This window comes from Actinotalea alkalitolerans (assembly GCF_023369855.1).
In the GTDB taxonomy this organism is placed as follows: Bacteria; Actinomycetota; Actinomycetes; order Actinomycetales; family Cellulomonadaceae; genus Actinotalea.
On sequence record NZ_JAMBPP010000001.1, the window covers coordinates 141,088 to 158,135 of the forward strand.

Here is a 17,048-nt window from a genome sequence, read left to right on the forward strand (position 1 = left end):
TTGCGCGGCGCAGCTCGGGGTGGACGCACCCTCAGGGCGCCACGAACCGCCGTCGGACCATGCCCAGCACCGAGAGCTCGTTGCGCAGCACGCCGTAGGTGAGCAGCGAGGCGAGCATGACGACGACGGCGTCGAAGGTCACCACGGTCAGACCGACGACAAGCACCACGTAGGACAGCAGCCCGAGGGTCGGCAGCGGCCGGGCACCGAGGCTGAGCACCGTGATGCGGGCCACGTCACGCCAGCGGAACGCAAAGGTCGCGGTGATCGCGAGCATCCGCAGTGCCAGCACCAGGACCACCACCGACATGACCGCGTAGAGCACCGCGACCGGCCTGCCGATCCCCGTGGCGTCCTGGCTGGCGAGGTTCATCGTCAGCACCAGGAGCACCACCACCGCCGGCACCCACACGCGCAGGGAGTCACCGAGGTTGATCCGGTACCCGCGGGCGAAGTGCTGGGCCGGGGAGGTGTCACGCTCCTCGTGGAACCGGCGCCAGGTGAAGAAGGCGGCGGCCAGCGCCGGCCCGACAGGCAAGGCCGCGAGGGCGAACAGCGGCAGGTTCGTGGCGTCGGGGGTGAGCACGAGGGCCAGCGCCAGGCCCGGCGCGAGGGTCAGGACCAGGAGCCCCTCCACGACCAGGAACCACATCACCACGTTCGCCACCCGGGGCAGGGGCCCCGCGCCGAACTCCTGCCGTGATGTGCTCACTGCTTCTCCCACCGGTGGGTCCCGCGCACCGGTCGGGTGCGGTGCAGCACGACGACGCCCGTCGCGTGCAGCGCCAGGATCTCACCCCCGTCGACCTGCACCCGCCTCCTCCCGACTGCGGTGACTGGCGCACCCCGGATGGACGTTCTGAAAGTTTCGCCTGCCTGCTAGCGTCGCGAGTGAGAGTTGCGATCGCTCGATGCGACCCTGCACCAGCCCTCGACCAGAGGTGATCATGAGGACAGACACCGCCCGCCCGACGATCGCCGCCATCGCCGCGGACGCCGGCGTCTCGGTGCCCACCGTGTCCAAGGTGCTCAACGGCCGCCCCGACGTGGCCCCCTCGACCCGGGCGCTGGTCGAGCAGACGATCCTGAGGCACGGCTACCGACGCCGCGGCGGCACCGGTCGCAGCACCTCGACACCCCGGCTCGTCGAGCTCGTCTTCCACGAGTTCGGCGCCCCCTGGGCCGTCGAGATCATCCGTGGGGTCGAGGCCGTCGCCGGCCCGGCGCGGGTCGGGGTCGTGCTCTCCGAGCTGGGCGGGGCACACCGCCCCCGCCAGGAGTGGCTCGACGACGTGCTCGCGCGCCGCCCCCTGGGCATGATCCTGGTGCTCTCCGACCTCGGCGCCGAGCAGCGTCGCCAGCTCGAGACCCGGTCGATCCCCTTCGTGGTGGTCGACACCGCGGGCGAGCAGCCACCGGGCGTACCCACGGTCGGCTCGGCGAACTGGAACGGGGGCCTGGTGGCCACCCGTCACCTGCTGGGCCTGGGTCACCGCAGGGTGGCGGTCATCTCCGGTCCGCCTGACGTGATGTGCAGCCGCGCCCGCATCGACGGGTACCGCAGCGCGCTGGACGAGGCCGGCGTCGGCGTCGACACCGGGCTGATCCGGTACGGGGACTTCTTCGTCGGGGGCGGGTACCACCACGGCCTGGACCTCCTGTCGGCTCCCGACCGCCCCACCGCGATCTTCGCGGGCAGCGACTTCCAGGCCCTGGGCGTGCTGCGCGCCGCCCGCGAGCTCGGCCTGCGCGTCCCCGAGGACCTCTCGGTGGTCGGGTACGACGACCTGCCCGTGTCCGAGTGGATCGGCCCCGCCCTGACCACCGTCCGCCAGCCGCTCCTGGAGATGGCCGCGACCGCCGCTCGGATGGTGCTCAGCCTGGCCATGGGCGAGACGCCGGCCAACCTGCGGATCGACCTGGCCACCGAGCTCGTCGTGCGCGAGAGCACCGCACCGCCCCCCACCGGCTGACCGGAACCCCTGGCGACCGCCGGGACTACCGCGCCGCCGCCGACAGCGCCGAGGGCTCGAGCCTCGGGTCGAGCTCCGGATGATCCAGCCCCCTCTGCTGCACCCATCGCCACGTGTCGGTCACCGAGTCCTGCACGGGCCGGACGGCCAGGCCCAGCGACCGCGCCAGGGTCGTGTCGACGTCCCAGGCCGTGCGGGCGACCTCGTGCGGGAGCCAGAACGGCAGGTCACGCCAGGGCTCGACACCCGCGGCGAGCAGCCTGTCCTCGGCGATCGGCACGAGTGTCCCGGGCGTGCCGCCGGTCGACGCGACCGCTTCGCGGCACGCCTCCAGGAGGCCGCCGAAGGTGGTCATCCCCACCGGACCGGTCGCGGTCACCGGACCCGACCACCCCTGCTCGACCCCGGTGACCAGCAGCTCGGCAAGGTCCCGGACGTCGACGAAGGCCATCGGCTGGTCAAGGGTGCCGGGCACGGCGACCTGCTCGCGGGTCGCGATCCGGTGCAACCACGACGTCATCCGGCGGGTGGTGTCCCCCGGACCGATGATCAACCCGGGTCGGACCGTCCACAACCTGTCCCCCAGCACCCGTCCCAGCACCCGTTCGCTCTCGGCCTTCATCGGGCCGTACGAGGTCAGGTCGTCCTGCGGGGTGAAGAGCGGGTCGCCCTCGCCGCGCACCGGTCCCGGGGGCCATGCCCGGTAGGCGCTGACGCTGCTCACGTAGGCGTACGCACCGACATCGCCCAGGATGCCCGCCGCAGCCTGAGCCCCGGCGACGGTGTACCCGCACACGTCGACCACCGCGTCCGGCGCGGACCCGGAGAGGACCCGGGCGAGCGCGTCGGGGTCGTCACGGTCGGCGTGCACCTCGACCGCTCCCGTGGGCGCAGGAGCTCCATGCCCGCGGGAGACCGCCACGACCTGGTGGCCCCGCCGGAGCGCCGAGCGCACCACCTCACCGCTCAGGAACCCGCTGGACCCCAGGGTCACGATCTTCATCACGCCAGCCTCGTCGGCGGGCGACCCCCTGTCGAGCGCGTCCGCCCAGGGCGGACGACCTGCCGTCTACGGTCCTCAGCTCAGGCCGACCGGGTCCCAGAGGATGGTCGGTGCCGCGACCGCGACCGGAGCGGGCTCGGTCGCCAGCGGCCAGGGAAGCGGTGACCGGAGCCAGGTCCTGAGGTCCTCGGCGGGCATCGGACGAGCGATCAGGAAGCCCTGGACGTCGTCGACCCCGAGGGCCCTGACGACGTCGAGCTGTGCGCGGTCCTCGACGCCCTCGGCGGTGACCGGGACGCCGAGGGCGGCCGCGACCTCGACCATCGCACGGACCATCACCGCGCACGTCGGATCCTGCACGACTCCCTCGACGAGCCACCTGTCGATCTTGATCCCGTCCAGCCCGACCACCGACAGGTGCTGCACGCTGGTCAACGCGCTACCGAAGTCGTCGAGGGTGAGCAGGACACCTGCGGCGCGCAGCACGTCGAGCTGGGGGCGCGCCACGCGGAGCTCGTCGATGGTGGCCGTCTCGGGCAGCTCGAGGCGCAGGCACGAGTATGCGAGCCCGGTCCGCCGGACCACACCGAGAACGCGGGCGGCGAGGTCGGGGGCGGCCAGGGCGGCCCTGCACAGGTTGACGTCCAGGATGCTCGGAGACTCGTCGAGCAGCTCGCGCCGAAGCCCGACGAAGCTACGTGCGGCCTGCCCCAGCACCCACAGGTCCAGCTCGAGGCTCATCCCGATCTGGTCGGCGAGCGTCAGCGGACTCCCGGGACCGTGCACGACTCCCCCGTCCCGGTGCCGAAGCAGCGCCTCGACACCCGTCGTCGTCCCCCGCACCACGTCGACGATCGGCTGGAAGTGCACCTCGAGGCGCCCCGAGATCGGCAGCACCTGGACCAGGCCGTCACGGTCGACCCCGAGCACGAAGCCCTCGACGCCGCCGCCCGCCGTGGCGCCCCGCGCGGGCTGGGTCACCTCGACCAGGTGAACCCGGTCGCCTCCGGCTCGCTTCGCGGTGTACATCGCCTGGTCCGCGCAGCGCACCAGCTCCTCGCCCTCGAGCAGCGTCGCGGTGACCGCGACACCGATGCTCGCCGGGCTGGCGCAGGGGTGCCCCGCGGCGGCGATCGCCGCTCTCACGGTCTCGCCCAGCACCTGCCCCTGCTGGGCCAGCGACGCATCGCCGTCGTCGGCCTGCCGGCCCGGTCGCGCGACCGCGAACTCGTCACCGCCGAGCCGGCCCACGACCTCCCCCGGCGCGAGCCGGCTGGTGAGCTCACGCCCGACCGCCCGGAGCAGGCCGTCGCCCACCAGGTGACCACGGGTGTCGTTGATCTCCTTGAGCCGGTCCAGGTCGATGTACGCCACCAGCACGCCGTGCCCGTCGGCGCGAGCCGAGGCGCACAGGGCCTTCAGGCTCGCGAGGAAGGACGCCCGGTTGCCCAGGCCGGTGAGCTGGTCACGCATGGCGTGACGGGCGAACCTGTCGGCCAGCGCCTCCATCACCGCTGTCGGCCGCAGGATCCCCACGGCCTGGCCGTCGGCGTCGAGGACGACGAGGTCCTGGTAGTTCTCCTTGCGAGTGCCTGAGGTGAGCATCGCCGCCGCCTCGGTCAGGGCGGCGTCCTCGGTGATGGTCCGCGGCGCCCAGTCAGCGACCGAGGCGATCGTCCGCTTGTTCCACAGGGCGCGGCCGTAGCCGTACTGGCCGGTCATCGTGTCCATGAACTCGTCGCGCCCGATGATGCCCAGGGGCCGGCTCGGGCTCCGCCCGCGGACCAGCACGGACGTCGCGCTCCACCGGGTTCTCAGGTCGCGGTCGACCGCCTCGCAGGTCACGTCCGCATCGACCATGACCGCCGGGTCGGCGAGGGAACGCAGGGAGAGGCCTCCCTCGTCGTCGAGATCGATCCAGCGTGGCGTGGGAGACATGATCACGTCTGTGCCATCGTCACACCGGGACCGCCGGACGAGGCCCTGACCTCGCTGTTCACCGACGGTTCGCCACCCGTTCCCCGCTGCGCCCCACCGAGGCCGGCGCCGCTGCCCGCACCCCCTCCATGCGCAAGGTCGCACATCTCCATCGAGAACGCACCGGTGATCGTGCGACCTCGCTGCGGATGTGCGACCTCACGCTGGTCCGGGGGGAGGCGGGCGCATGAGGGAGGCCCCCGCCTGACGTGTTCGTCGGGCGAGGGCCTTCCCCTTGCTGCTGCGACCGATGCGTCGGCCGGTCTGGTCAGTCCTTCGTGGCGCCCTCGTCGGTGGTGGTCAGCGGCGGCATGGCCGAGACCGCGACGCCCACCGGCTCGGCGCCGCCGTCGGCGGCGACCTCCTTGCCGATGCCCCGGAAGATGAACTCCCCGAGGAGCCCCTCGCCCTGGGCGTCGACCACGACGGTCTGACCCGGGCGCAGCTCGCCGAAGAGGATCTTCTCCGAGAGCTGGTCCTCGATCTCACGCTGGATCGCGCGGCGCAACGGCCGTGCCCCCAGCACGGGGTCGTAGCCCTTCTCGGCCAGGAGCTGCTTGGCCGCAACCGTGAGCTCCATGTTCATGTCCTTGTCCTTCAGGCGCCCCACGAGCTTGGCGATCATCAGGTCGACGATCTTGATGATCTCGTCCTGCGACAGCTGCGGGAACACCACGACGTCGTCGACACGGTTGAGGAACTCGGGGCGGAAGTGCTGCTTGAGCTCGTCCCCCACCTTCGCCTTCATCCGCTCGTAGGACGTCGACAGGTCGCCACCAGCCTGGAAGCCGGTCTGCAGGCCCTTGGCGATGTCCCGCGTACCGAGGTTCGTGGTCATGATGATCACGGTGTTCTTGAAGTCGACGACGCGGCCCTGCGAGTCGGTCAGGCGACCGTCCTCGAGGATCTGCAGCAGCGAGTTGAAGATGTCCGCGTGCGCCTTCTCGACCTCGTCGAACAGCACCACCGAGAACGGACGGCGACGCACCTTCTCGGTGAGCTGACCGCCCTCGTCGTACCCGACGTAGCCGGGGGGCGAGCCGAACAGCCGCGAGACGGTGTGCTTCTCGGAGAACTCGCTCATGTCGAGCTGGATGAGCGCGTCCTCGTCGCCGAAGAGGAACTCCGCGAGTGCCTTGGCGAGCTCGGTCTTCCCGACGCCCGTGGGGCCCGCGAAGATGAACGAGCCACCGGGACGCTTGGGGTCCTTGAGCCCGGCCCGCGTGCGGCGGATCGCCTGGGAGAGCGCCTTGATGGCCGCTTCCTGGCCGACGACTCGCTTGTGCAGCTCGTCCTCCATGTGGAGCAGCCGGCTGGACTCCTCCTCGGTGAGCTTGAACACCGGGATGCCGGTGGACATCGCCAGCACCTCGGCGATGAGCTCCTCGTCGACCTCGGCCACGGTGTCCAGGTCCCCGGACTTCCAGGCCTTCTCCTTGTCGGCGCGCTGGATGCCGAGCTGCTTCTCGACGTCGCGCAGACGCGCCGCCTTCTCGAAGTCCTGCTCGTCGATCGCCGACTCCTTGTCGCGGCGCGCCTCGGCGATCTGCTCGTCCAGGTCACGCAGCTCGGGCGGGGCGGTCATCCGGCGGATCCGCAGGCGGGCACCGGCCTCGTCGATCAGGTCGATCGCCTTGTCCGGCAGGAACCGGTCGTTGACGTACCGGTCGGCCAGGGTGGCGGCCGCGACCAGCGCGCTGTCGGTGATGGACACGCGGTGGTGCGCCTCGTAACGGTCCCGCAGGCCCTTGAGGATCTCGATGGCGTGCGTCAGGTTCGGCTCGGCGACCTGGATCGGCTGGAAGCGCCGTTCGAGTGCCGCGTCCTTCTCGACGTGCTTGCGGTACTCCTCGAGGGTGGTCGCACCGATGGTCTGCAGCTCACCGCGGGCCAGCATCGGCTTGAGGATGCTCGCGGCGTCGATCGCGCCCTCGGCGGCCCCCGCACCGACCAGGGTGTGGATCTCGTCGATGAACAGGATGATGTCGCCGCGGGTGCGGATCTCCTTGAGCACCTTCTTCAGGCGCTCCTCGAAGTCACCGCGGTAGCGCGAACCGGCCACCAGAGCGCCCAGGTCGAGCGTGTAGAGCTGCTTGTCCTTGAGGGTCTCGGGCACGTCCCCGCGCACGATGTCCTGGGCGAGCCCCTCGACGACGGCCGTCTTGCCGACGCCGGGCTCCCCGATCAGCACCGGGTTGTTCTTGGTGCGACGCGAGAGCACCTGCATCACGCGCTCGATCTCCTTGGCGCGGCCGATCACCGGGTCGAGCTTGCCCTCGCGGGCGGCCTGGGTGAGGTTGCGGCCGAACTGGTCGAGCACGGCCGAGCCCGAGGGCTGGCCCTCGGCGGGGCCGCCCGCGGCCACGGGCTCCTTGCCCTGGTAGCCCGAGAGCAGCTGGATGACCTGCTGACGCACCCGGTTGAGGTCCGCCCCGAGCTTGTTGAGCACCTGCGCGGCGACACCCTCGCCCTCGCGGATCAGCCCGAGCAGGATGTGCTCGGTCCCGATGTAGTTGTGACCCAGCTGGAGCGCCTCGCGCAGCGAGAGCTCGAGCACCTTCTTGGCGCGGGGGGTGAAGGGGATGTGACCCGAGGGGGCCTGCTGGCCCTCGCCGATGATCTCCTGCACCTGGGAGCGGACGGCGTCCAGCGAGATGCCGAGCGACTCGAGGGCCTTGGCGGCCACGCCCTCGCCCTCGTGGATGAGCCCGAGCAGGATGTGCTCGGTCCCGATGTAGTTGTGGTTGAGCATCCGCGCCTCTTCTTGGGCGAGGACGACCACCCGGCGGGCCCGGTCAGTGAATCTCTCGAACATCAGCGCTCCTTGCGGGCGGCGTGTCCCCGGAAGCTCCAGGGTCTGGACGTCGTGTCTGCAAGGCTAACCGTGGGTCGGGCCCCGCACTGCCCGTGTTCGCCGCAGGCGTGATCCGCGGCTCACCTGCTCCGCGCGGCGCGTGCACGTCCCGACCACCAGGTGACCATCTCGCCCGCCGGCATCGGCCGCGCCCACCAGAAGCCCTGGCCGCGCTCGACACCCAGGTCCACCAGGATCGCGGCGACCTCGGGGGTCTCGATGCCCTCGGCCACGACCCCGAGACCCATCGCCTCGGCCAGGTCGACCACCGCCCGCACGATCGCTCGGTCGCGGGACGAGGTCGCGAGGTCCCGCACGAAGGTCCGGTCCACCTTCAGGGTGCGCACCGGCAGGTCGCGCAGGTGGACCAGCGAGGAGTAGCCGGTGCCGAAGTCGTCGATCGCGCACACGACACCCTCGGCCGCGAGGTCGCGCAGGGCCGCACGGGCCGCCGAGTCGGCCAGGCTGGACTCGGTGACCTCGACGACCAGACGGTCCCGGGCCTCGAGCAGCCGGTGACGGATCGTCGCGAAGGTCGCCGCGTCCGAGAGGCAGTGCATGCTGACGTTGACCGCCACCGGGCCCGTCCGCAGGCCGGCCTCGGCCCAGTCGCCGGTCAGGCGGAGCGCCTCGTCGATCACCCGCACGGTCAGCGGACCGATGACCCGGCTCTGCTCGGCGAGGCCGATGAAGTCCAGCGGAGGCACCAGTCCGCGACGGGGGTGCTGCCACCGCACCAGGGCCTCGGTCCCCCAGGGCTCACCGGTCCGCAGGTCCACGACCGGCTGGAAGTGCAGGGTGAGGTGACCGTCGCCGCTCGGCCGCTCGGGGGTGGGGTCCCCGCCGTGCTCGACGGTCACCGCTCGGCGCAGCTCGCCGATCACGGTCAGCCGCTCGGTCTGCGCCCGGTCCAGGTCGTGGTCGTAGCCCGCCCAGCCCGCCCGCGTCACCTTGGCGCGGTACATCGCGACGTCGGCCCGCCGCAGGAGGGTCGAGGTGTCGTCGCCGTGCTCGGGGCTCAGCGCGATGCCGACGCTCGCGGACAGCGGGATGGTCAGGTCGCCCACCCGGAAGGGGTGCGCGAAGGCGGACCGCACCTGCCGGGCCAGGTCGGCGGCCGACTCCCAGGTCGCGGCGTGCTGCAGCACCGCGAACTCGTCGCCACCCAGGCGGGCGAGCACCCCGGTCGTCCCGACGATCGCCTCGAGCCGGACGGCGACGCTCACCAGCACCTGGTCGCCCACGGCATGACCCAGGGCGTCGTTGACGTCCTTGAACCCGTCCAGGTCGAGCATCAGGACCGCGCACGAGACCGGCGGCCGTTGGCTCAGCGCCCCGTCGACCTGACGACGCAGCAGCACCCGGTTGGGCAGACCGGTCAGTGCGTCGTGCAGCGCCTGGTGACGGATCCGCGCGTCGGACCGGGAGCGCTCGACCGCGCTGCCCACCAGGTGGGTGACCTGCTGGAGGAAGAGCAGCTCCTGGGTGCCGATGCCCCCGGCCTCCCGGTGGCTGACCACGAGGATCCCCCAGAGGCCGTCCCGGCCGTCGATCGGGACGCTCACGGCACTCGCGACGTCGTTGATCGCTCGCAACGGCGGCATCTCGGTCGCGTCGAGCAGGTCGTAGTCGTGGACGTGGGCGGGGCGACCCGTGGCGAGCGCGGTCTCGAGGGTCGTCCCGCGGATCAGGTCGAAGCCCAGCACCACCGGGGGATCGGCCGTGCGGTCCAGCAGCCCGTCCGCCTGGAGCTCGAGCACCCCGACCCGCGAGGCACGCAGGGTGTGGCGGACCACGTGCGCCACCCGGGGGAGCAGCTCACACATGTCGGTGGTGCCCATCGCGAGCTGGCCGAGCTCGGCCACCGCCTCCTGCTGCCGGACCCGGGCGCGCAGCTCGGCGATGACATCCACCTCGGCACCGATGGGTCCGGGAGCGGGGCGACCGTCCTGCTCAGACCGCGCAGCCGCCTCTGGGGTCGGTGCGCTCTCCTGGCCGGCCATGAAGGGTCCCGTCCGGCGCGAGCGTTGTCGCCCTCGCCACCTACCACTTCATGCGCAGACTACCGGGCACGCCTCTGCTCGCGGGGGTGAAGAACCGCGGCTCGCCGCGCGGGACCCGCCGCTCGGGCTCCGCCCGCCCTCAGCTGCCGATCCGCGGGAACGGCCGGGTCGAGAACACCACCTCGACCGGCACCTCGAAGTGCTCGGCGATCCGTAGCGCCAGGTGCAGGCTCGGGCTGTACTCACCCCGTTCGAGGTAGCCGACGGTCTGGTAGTGGACCTCGAGGGCCTCGGCGAGCTGCCGGCGGGTGATGCCGCGCTCGGCCCGGAGCATCGCGATCCGGTTGTGCACGACCTCGCTGCGCGACGGGCCCTCATCCAATGCGCTGCATCCGTTCCTCGCGGCGGGCCTCGACGAGAGAACCGGACTCGCGGCGCGCCATCCGGCGCAGGACGACGGGTGCCACGAGCAGGCCGACCGCGGCCCACGCACCCAGGACGACGAGTGCCTCGACGACCCGCCACCGCCCGCCCACCTCGAGGACGGCGGCCTCGTCGGGCAGGAAGGCCCAGCGCATCCCGACGCCGAGCCAGTACATCGGCAGCACCTGGGCGATCCCCTGCACCCAGCCCCACAGCGCGCTCAGCGGGGTGAAGATCCCCGAGATCGCAGCCATGCCGAGCACCGGGAACAGCCCCCAGGTGCTCACGTGGCTGGGCTTGCGTGCCAGCGACCCGATGACCATGCCGAGCGGGATGCCCGCGACGAGCCCGAGCAGCAGGAACCCGGCGAGGGCGAGCCATCCCGTGGCGCCGCGGTGCATGAGGTCCTCGAACAGGAAGAAGCTCGGGACGAGGAGGATCAGCAGCATCGGCAGCACCCCCAGGGACTGGAGCACCACCTGGCCGGTGACGTACCCGATGGTTCCGCGAGGGGCCGCCTTGGCCCGCAGCAGCGTCCCGTCCTCACGTTCGATCACCAGCGCGAAGGCCGGTCCGACGACCGCACCGAAGATGACCATCGCGGCGAGCAGGCCGGGGAGCGCGAGCACGGGGAAGGTCAGCGTGGTGCCCTCGAGCTCGGTGTTGCGGTTGAGGTAGACGTAGACGAGGACCCCGAGGCCCCACACCAGGTAGAACGTGAGGTCCTCGGGGCTGCGCAGGCTCAGCCTGAACTCGGTCCAGCCGCGCGAGACGCCGACGCGGACCGCATGCAGGGTCAGGTTCATCGACGGGTCCTCCCGGTCTCGACGGGGCGTTCCTGGGCGGGGGTGTCCTCGCCCTGGTCCGGATGCTCGTGCCGGGTGACGAGTGCCATGTAGCTCTCCTCGAGCGTCGTGCGGCGCACCTCGAGGTCACGGATCCCCTCGCCGTGCTGGGCGAAGAGCTCACGCGTGAAGGCCGTCGCGTCCTGCGCGGCATGGACGAAGCGCTGGCCGTCCAGGGTCCACCTGACCTCGGAGCGTCCCGCCGCGGCCTGGGCGAGCGCGTCGGCGCTGCCGTCGGCCACGATGCGCCCGCCGGCCAGGATGAGGATCCGGTCGGCGAGCTTCTCGGCCTCGTCGAGGTCGTGGGTGGTGAGCAGGATGGTGGTGTCCTCGAGGTCGACCAGGCTGTGCACGATGTCGTGGAACTCGCGCCGCGCCTCGGGGTCGAACCCTGCGGTCGGCTCGTCGAGGAAGAGCAGCTCGGGTCGCCCGACGATGCCGATCGCCACGTCCAGCCGACGCCGTTGACCGCCCGAGAGGGTCGAGATCTTCTGCTGCGCGTGGTCGGTGAGACCGACGAGGGCCATGAGCTCGTCGGTGGGGCGTGGCCGCTGCCGCCCGGGTTCGGCGTAGGGGAGGTAGTACCGGCCGAGGTGGTCGAGCAGCTCACGGACCCGCCAGCGGCCGTGGTCGCGCCACGACTGCAGGACGATGCCGATCCGTGCCCGCCAGTCCTCGCCCGCGGCCGCCGGGTCGACGCCCAGCACCTCGACCCGCCCTCCCGAGCGGGCGCGGAAGCCCTCGAGGATCTCGATGGTGGTCGTCTTCCCGGCACCGTTGGGACCGAGCAGGGTGACCACCTCGCCGCGCCGGACCTGCAGGTCCACGCCGGTGAGCACGTCCGTGGTGCGGTATCGCATGCGGAGGTCCTGGACGTCGATCACCGGACGATCCTCGCGGTCATCGGTCATGACGCACCTCATGGTAGGTAGACGATGTTCGATAGCAGTTGTACTACCAGACGTACGAAAGGGTCAACGGTCCGCACGCAGCGCGACCTCGAAAGCCTCGAGTGACCGATCGCTGAACAGCACGAAGCGCACCAGGCCCACCGCCTCGGACCGAGCACCACCGCTCCCCCACCGACGGACCGCGTCGACCGCGACCAGCGCGACCTCCTCGACCTCCCAGCCGTAGACGCCCGCGCTCACCGCAGGGAAGGCCACCGACCGGGCACCGAGACCGGCCGCGACCTCGAGCGAACGGGTGAAGCACGAGGCGAGGAGCGCCGGGTCGGTCTGCCCCGCATGACGGTTCGGTCCCACGGTGTGGATCACCCAGTGCGCCGCGAGCCTCCCGGCACCCGTCGCGACCGCCTCACCGACCCCGAGCCCTGCCGGGAGCGTCGTGGCGCGCAGCTCGCGGCACGCCGCGAGGAGGTCCGGTCCCGCGGCGGCGTGGATCGCCCCGTCGACACCGCCTCCCCCGAGCAAGGAGGAGTTGGCGGCGTTGACCACCGCGTCGACCAGCTCGCGCGTGATGTCGCCGCGCCTCGCCTCGATCTGCATCCGTCCAGGGTGCCCCCCACCGCCGTCGGCCGCACCCACGTCGGACCACGTCCCGGACGTGCGGTCGCTGGCTCACGTTGCGCCGCGCCCACCTCCCGGAGGAAGGTGAGTCTCGAATCGATACGAGCACCGACCGACCGCAGGAGAGAAACATGCAGCAGCGTCACATCGGCGACCGGACCGTCGGCGCGATCGGCCTCGGCGGCATGCCGATGTCCATCGAGGGCCGCCCCGACCAGGAGCGTTCGATCGCCACCGTCCACGCGGCCCTCGAGGCTGGCGTCACCCTGATCGACACCGCCGACGCCTACCACCTGACCGCGGCCGACGTCGGCCACAACGAGCTGCTCATCGCCAAGGCCCTGCGCGAGGCGGGATCGGCCGCCCACGGGGTCCTGGTGGCCACCAAGGGTGGGCACCGTCGGCCCGGCGACGGCTCCTGGTACAAGCAGGGTGACCCGGCCTACCTGCGGGCGGCCTGCGAGGCCTCTCTCCAGCGCCTGGACGTCGAGGCGATCGGCCTGTACCAGTTCCACCGACCCGACCCCGAGGTCCCCTACGAGGACTCGGTCGGCGCCGTCCGGGACCTGCTCGACGAGGGCAAGATCCTCATGGCCGGCATCTCCAACGCCGACCCCGACCAGATCCGGCTCGCCCAGGAGATCCTCGGAGGACGCCTCGCCTCGGTGCAGAACCAGTTCTCGCCCGCCTTCCGCAGCAGCGAGCCCGAGCTCGAGCTGTGCGCCGAGCTCGGCATCGCCTTCCTGCCCTGGAGCCCGCTGGGCGGCATCGCCAGGGCCGGTGAGCTCGGCACCGCCCACACCGCCTTCGCGGAGGTCGCAGCCGAGCGCGGCGTCAGCCCGCAGCAGGTCTGCCTGGCCTGGGAGCTCGCGAAGGCACCCGTGGTCATCCCGATCCCCGGAGCGAGCCGCCCGACGTCCGTGCGCGACTCGGCCGCCGCGAGCGAGCTCGAGCTGACGGCCGAGGAGCTGGCCCGTCTGGGCTGACGCGAGCAGACCGGACCCGCCTGCGCGGTGGCGGGCCGCTCAGCGGCCGGAGCGGTGGGCCACCTGACCGGTCAGGTGGCCCACCGTGCGCGCGATGGTGGCTGCGTCGGTGAGGATCCGCTGGTGACCGAGGCCGTCCGTGGTCACCAGCTCGGCCCCCGTCCACGCGGCGGCCAGGTCGGCCCCCACCTGGAAGGGCGTCTCCTTGTCCCGCAGGTCGTGCACCACCAGGGTCGGGGGCATCGCGCCGTCGGCCCCGAGAGGCGCCAGGTCGAAGTCGGTCAGGGGACGTTCGCAGAACACCTCCATGAGCTGCTGCAGCCGTGACCGGGTGCGCTCGGTGAACCCCAGCAGCCGCGAGAAGTCACGGGTGATGTCGGCGAAGTCGTGGTTGGGGGCGATGAGCACCAGGCGCCGCACCGGCACCCCCGCCCGGATCGCGACCGAGGACGACGTGCACCCCATCGAGTGGGCCACCACGCCCTCGGCCTCGCCGAAGTGGTCGGTCACGACCTCGAAGGCCTCGAGGAACTCCATGAGGTTCCCGCGGCCCGCACCCATCGCGCCCGGGTCGGAGTCCCCGTGGCTCGGGGTGTCGAAGGCGACGACCCGGTGACCCGCCTCGACCAGCGGCCCGACGAAGGCCCCGAGCTGACCGCGCCACCCGCCCCAGCCGTGCACCAGGTAGACCACCGGGCCCTGGCCCCAGGTCTCCGCGACGACCTCCCCGCCGCGCGGGACCGGCAGCCGGACCGTCTCCCCGGCCGCCGCCCGGAAGTCCTTGCGCCGCCCTGCGTTGGACGGCAACGTGCACCACACCGCGAGCGCTCGGCGCGCCGCGACCGACGGGGCGACCAGGTCCAGGGTGCGGAAGGTGGCGCGCAGGCCGATGAGCTGCGCGGCACGCCGCAGCCGGTCGGTGCGTCGATGTGCCCGCGGGGGCTGGGTGAACGTCATCGGGTGGCTCCGGTGGGCAGTGGGTCCGGGTGGGAGGTCGGGGCGGGGCGGGAGGTCGGGTCGAGGCCGTCGGGCGGGGGCGCGCCGTGCCCCTCGGGGCGCGCCGCGTCGAGCAGGGCGACCACCGCGGCACGCGCACGGTCCTGCGCCCGCGGGTCGGCGAGCAGCCGGTGCGAGTGGTAGTAGGCGAGCATCACGCCGTACAGGTCGACGGCGAACTGGGTCGGGTCGGCGTCCGGGCGCACCTGACCCTCACCGACCCCGCTGGAGAAGATCCGGGCGATGGTCCGGGCGAGCTCGCGATGCTGCTCGGCGAGGTGCTCACGGACCGGTCCGGGCTGCTCGTCGAGCTCGGTGCTGGCCTTGACGAAGAGGCAGCCTCCGGGCAGCCGCTCGCGTCCGCAGGCCAGCCACGCCTCGAGCAGCGCCAGCACGCGCTCGTGACCACGGGGTGCCCGCAGCGCAGGCAGGACGACGGCGGCGGTGAACTCCTGGGCCGCCGCGTCGACCACCGCGAGCTGCAGGGCCTCCTTGGAGCCGAAGTGCGCGTAGAGGCCGCTCTTGGACAGACCGGTGTGGGAGGCCAGGTCGCCGATGGTCAGACCGCCCAGCCCCACCCGGCAGGCGACGTCGACGGCCCGCGCGAGGATCGCCTCACGCGTGCGGTCGCCCTTCGTCCCGGTGCTCGTCACCGGGTGAAAATAGCACGGTCGTACGTTTCCTCGGCAGGAGGTCCGCGGATCAGGCCTCGAGCAGGATGGTCACCGGTCCGTCGTTGACGAGCTCGACCGCCATGTCCGCCCCGAAAGCACCCGTGGCCACCTCCAGCCCCCGACCCCGCAGGGCCGCGACCACCGCGGCGACCAACGGCTCGGCCACCGGCCCGGGAGCCGCCGCGTTCCAGGTCGGCCGACGCCCCTTGCGCGTGTCGGCGTAGAGCGTGAACTGGCTGACCACCAGCACCGGCGCGCCCGCATCCACCGCCGACCGCTCGTCCCGCAGGATGCGCAGCTCGGCGACCTTGCGCGCGACGAGCTCGACCTGCTCGTCCCCGTCGTCGTGCGTGACTCCCACCAGCACCAGCAGGCCCGGGCGGTCGATCGAACCCACGACCTGACCGTCGACCGTGACCCGGGCGCTCGACACGCGCTGCACCACCGCCCTCACGCGACCCGCACCTCGCCCACGGTCGCCACGACCTCACCGACCGGGCGACCGTGGCCCAGCACGGGTGTGGCGCCGACCGCGCGCACGGCGGCCCGCTGCCTGTCGTCGGCCCCGCCGGCCTCCAGCAGCACGTCCAGGGCGGCCGCGAGGATCGCGGGACGCGGTCGTCCGCTGCCGTCGGCCACCTTGAACGCGACCGACGAGCCGTCCGGCAGCCCCGCGGCGTAGACCCCCTCGGCGCCGTCCTTCGCGACCAGACCCGGGACCGCGCGCAGGAAGGCCGTGACGTCACGGTCCCGCCCGCCCACCAGGTCGGGGTGCCCCGACATCGCCAGGGCCACCCGCGCCTGCGGGGAGCCCGGCTCGCGCACCGGGGCCGCAGCGATCCTGCCGAGCGCTCGGGCCAGGCCGGTCACGCTGGTCGAGAGCAACGGTGCACCGCACCCGTCCACCGTGACGTGCTCGACCGGGACACCGGTGAGCTCGGCGACCGTCGACCGCACCCCGAGCTGCAGCGGGTGCTCGGGATCCCGGTAGGTCGCGGTCTCCCACCCGGCCGCCACGCAGGTCGCGAGCATCGCGGCGTGCTTGCCCGAGCAGTTCTGGGTGATCGACGACGCGACCCCGCCGGCCGTCTGCCAGGCCAGGGCCGCCCCCGGGTCGAGCGGCAGGTCGGGGGTGTTCTGGAGGGCCTCCTCGATCAGGCCGGCCGCAGCCAGCGTGCGTCGGGCGACCGCAAGGTGCTCGTCCTGCCCCGAGTGGCTCGCGCAGGCCAGCGCCAGGCCGGCCGCGTCGATCTCCAGACCCGCACGCAGCATCGCGACCGCCTGCACCGGCTTGAGCGAGGACCGCGGCCAGATCGTGGCGTGCGGGTCACCGACCGACCGGAGCACCGAGCCGTCGGCGTCCAGCACCACCAGGTGGCCCTCGTGGCGCGACTCGACCAGGTCGCCGCGCACCACCTCGGCCAGCCGCCCCGGGGTCACCAGCCGGTCCCGCGCGGCCCGTCGCCCGGCCCGCGACGGCCCGAGTAGGGCGCGACCGCCGGCTTCACGTCGACCAGGTACACGATCGCGGCCACCGCGCCGACGATCGCCAGGAAGCCGAGCGCACCGATGCCGAGGGGGTACGGGATCGCCACGAACGAGACGGCTGTCGCGGCGACCGTCACCCCGAGCCAGAAGCCCTTGGTGCGCTTGCCCGCGCTCACGAAGGCGGCCGGCGGCCGGCGGAGCACGTCCACGAGCGCGACGACGCAGGTGGCGAACACGGCGAGGTACAGGACGAGGAACACCAGCAGCTGCACGGAGCGGATCACGGTCCGAGCCTAC

General features: G+C 72.5%; 16 protein-coding genes. 2 read left to right on the forward strand and 14 right to left on the reverse strand.

Annotated features, from left to right (window positions below):
- Positions 1–31: 31 nt before the first annotated feature.
- Positions 32–712: a DUF624 domain-containing protein gene (locus tag M1R94_RS00675; RefSeq protein WP_249379733.1), complete on the reverse strand. Its 681-nt coding sequence runs from the start codon at positions 710–712 to the stop codon at positions 32–34.
- Between the two features lie 235 nt (positions 713–947).
- Between M1R94_RS00675 and M1R94_RS00680 the strand changes: the two genes are divergently transcribed.
- Positions 948–1,973, forward strand: coding sequence for a LacI family DNA-binding transcriptional regulator (locus M1R94_RS00680; protein WP_249379734.1), 1,026 nt, complete (start codon positions 948–950; stop codon positions 1,971–1,973).
- A gap of 25 nt (positions 1,974–1,998) precedes the next feature.
- On the opposite strand, the gene M1R94_RS00685 is transcribed toward M1R94_RS00680, so the two are convergent.
- The 8 genes from M1R94_RS00685 to M1R94_RS00720 all read right to left on the reverse strand — a co-directional run bounded on the left by M1R94_RS00685 (position 1,999) and on the right by M1R94_RS00720 (position 12,586).
- A complete protein-coding gene (locus M1R94_RS00685) occupies positions 1,999–2,976 on the reverse strand; it encodes an NAD-dependent epimerase/dehydratase family protein (protein WP_249379735.1) in 978 nt (325 codons plus the stop codon).
- A gap of 75 nt (positions 2,977–3,051) precedes the next feature.
- Positions 3,052–4,914 carry a putative bifunctional diguanylate cyclase/phosphodiesterase gene (locus tag M1R94_RS00690; RefSeq protein ID WP_249379736.1) on the reverse strand — a complete coding sequence of 621 codons (1,863 nt, stop codon included), beginning with the start codon at positions 4,912–4,914 and terminating at the stop codon, positions 3,052–3,054.
- 307 nt (positions 4,915–5,221) lie between these two features.
- Entirely contained in the window at positions 5,222–7,768 is a 2,547-nt protein-coding gene (locus tag M1R94_RS00695) for an ATP-dependent Clp protease ATP-binding subunit (RefSeq protein ID WP_249379737.1), read from the reverse strand.
- Between the two features lie 119 nt (positions 7,769–7,887).
- Positions 7,888–9,810 (reverse strand): putative bifunctional diguanylate cyclase/phosphodiesterase, encoded by a 1,923-nt coding sequence (locus tag M1R94_RS00700; RefSeq protein ID WP_249379738.1) that lies wholly within the window; start codon positions 9,808–9,810, stop codon positions 7,888–7,890.
- A gap of 139 nt (positions 9,811–9,949) precedes the next feature.
- A complete protein-coding gene (locus M1R94_RS00705) occupies positions 9,950–10,192 on the reverse strand; it encodes a helix-turn-helix transcriptional regulator (RefSeq protein ID WP_249379739.1) in 243 nt (80 codons plus the stop codon).
- Positions 10,185–11,039, reverse strand: coding sequence for an ABC transporter permease (locus M1R94_RS00710; protein ID WP_249379740.1), 855 nt, complete (start codon positions 11,037–11,039; stop codon positions 10,185–10,187). Before M1R94_RS00710 ends, M1R94_RS00705 begins: the two co-directional genes overlap by 8 nt.
- The gene (locus M1R94_RS00715; RefSeq protein ID WP_249379741.1) at positions 11,036–11,989 is read right to left on the reverse strand and encodes an ABC transporter ATP-binding protein; all 954 of its coding nucleotides are present in this window, start codon (positions 11,987–11,989) and stop codon (positions 11,036–11,038) included. The genes M1R94_RS00710 and M1R94_RS00715 overlap by 4 nt, the downstream gene beginning before the upstream one ends.
- Before the next feature lie 63 nt (positions 11,990–12,052).
- Positions 12,053–12,586, reverse strand: coding sequence for an O-acetyl-ADP-ribose deacetylase (locus tag M1R94_RS00720; protein WP_249379742.1), 534 nt, complete (start codon positions 12,584–12,586; stop codon positions 12,053–12,055).
- A gap of 152 nt (positions 12,587–12,738) precedes the next feature.
- Here M1R94_RS00720 and M1R94_RS00725 point away from each other — a divergent pair, with 152 nt between their 5' ends.
- A complete protein-coding gene (locus M1R94_RS00725) occupies positions 12,739–13,593 on the forward strand; it encodes an aldo/keto reductase (protein WP_249379743.1) in 855 nt (284 codons plus the stop codon).
- A gap of 39 nt (positions 13,594–13,632) precedes the next feature.
- Here the strand turns inward: M1R94_RS00725 and M1R94_RS00730 are convergent, their stop codons facing one another.
- The 5 genes from M1R94_RS00730 to M1R94_RS00750 are packed head-to-tail and all read right to left on the reverse strand — an operon-like array spanning position 13,633 to position 17,035.
- Positions 13,633–14,550, reverse strand: coding sequence for an alpha/beta fold hydrolase (locus M1R94_RS00730; RefSeq protein WP_249379744.1), 918 nt, complete (start codon positions 14,548–14,550; stop codon positions 13,633–13,635).
- Positions 14,547–15,242 carry a TetR/AcrR family transcriptional regulator gene (locus M1R94_RS00735; RefSeq protein WP_249379745.1) on the reverse strand — a complete coding sequence of 232 codons (696 nt, stop codon included), beginning with the start codon at positions 15,240–15,242 and terminating at the stop codon, positions 14,547–14,549. Before M1R94_RS00735 ends, M1R94_RS00730 begins: the two co-directional genes overlap by 4 nt.
- Before the next feature lie 49 nt (positions 15,243–15,291).
- Positions 15,292–15,717 carry a D-aminoacyl-tRNA deacylase gene (gene dtd, locus M1R94_RS00740; protein WP_249379746.1) on the reverse strand — a complete coding sequence of 142 codons (426 nt, stop codon included), beginning with the start codon at positions 15,715–15,717 and terminating at the stop codon, positions 15,292–15,294.
- The gene (locus M1R94_RS00745; RefSeq protein WP_249379747.1) at positions 15,714–16,703 is read right to left on the reverse strand and encodes an asparaginase; all 990 of its coding nucleotides are present in this window, start codon (positions 16,701–16,703) and stop codon (positions 15,714–15,716) included. The genes dtd and M1R94_RS00745 overlap by 4 nt, the downstream gene beginning before the upstream one ends.
- The gene (locus M1R94_RS00750; protein WP_249379748.1) at positions 16,700–17,035 is read right to left on the reverse strand and encodes a DUF2516 family protein; all 336 of its coding nucleotides are present in this window, start codon (positions 17,033–17,035) and stop codon (positions 16,700–16,702) included. The genes M1R94_RS00745 and M1R94_RS00750 overlap by 4 nt, the downstream gene beginning before the upstream one ends.
- Positions 17,036–17,048: the final 13 nt, after the last annotated feature.

Excerpts from the sequence above, each read along its gene's own strand:
- M1R94_RS00690 (WP_249379736.1), bottom strand. The coding sequence starts at position 4,914 with ATGTCTCCCACGCCACGCTGGATCGATCTCGACGACGAGGGAGGCCTC.
- M1R94_RS00685 (WP_249379735.1), bottom strand. The coding sequence starts at position 2,976 with ATGAAGATCGTGACCCTGGGGTCCAGCGGGTTCCTGAGCGGTGAGGTG.
- M1R94_RS00720 (WP_249379742.1), bottom strand. The coding sequence starts at position 12,586 with ATGCAGATCGAGGCGAGGCGCGGCGACATCACGCGCGAGCTGGTCGAC.
- M1R94_RS00725 (WP_249379743.1), top strand. The coding sequence starts at position 12,739 with ATGCAGCAGCGTCACATCGGCGACCGGACCGTCGGCGCGATCGGCCTC.
- M1R94_RS00700 (WP_249379738.1), bottom strand. The coding sequence starts at position 9,810 with ATGGCCGGCCAGGAGAGCGCACCGACCCCAGAGGCGGCTGCGCGGTCT.
- M1R94_RS00710 (WP_249379740.1), bottom strand. The coding sequence starts at position 11,039 with ATGAACCTGACCCTGCATGCGGTCCGCGTCGGCGTCTCGCGCGGCTGG.
- M1R94_RS00715 (WP_249379741.1), bottom strand. The coding sequence starts at position 11,989 with ATGACCGATGACCGCGAGGATCGTCCGGTGATCGACGTCCAGGACCTC.
- M1R94_RS00730 (WP_249379744.1), bottom strand. The coding sequence starts at position 14,550 with ATGACGTTCACCCAGCCCCCGCGGGCACATCGACGCACCGACCGGCTG.
- M1R94_RS00680 (WP_249379734.1), top strand. The coding sequence starts at position 948 with ATGAGGACAGACACCGCCCGCCCGACGATCGCCGCCATCGCCGCGGAC.
- M1R94_RS00695 (WP_249379737.1), bottom strand. The coding sequence starts at position 7,768 with ATGTTCGAGAGATTCACTGACCGGGCCCGCCGGGTGGTCGTCCTCGCC.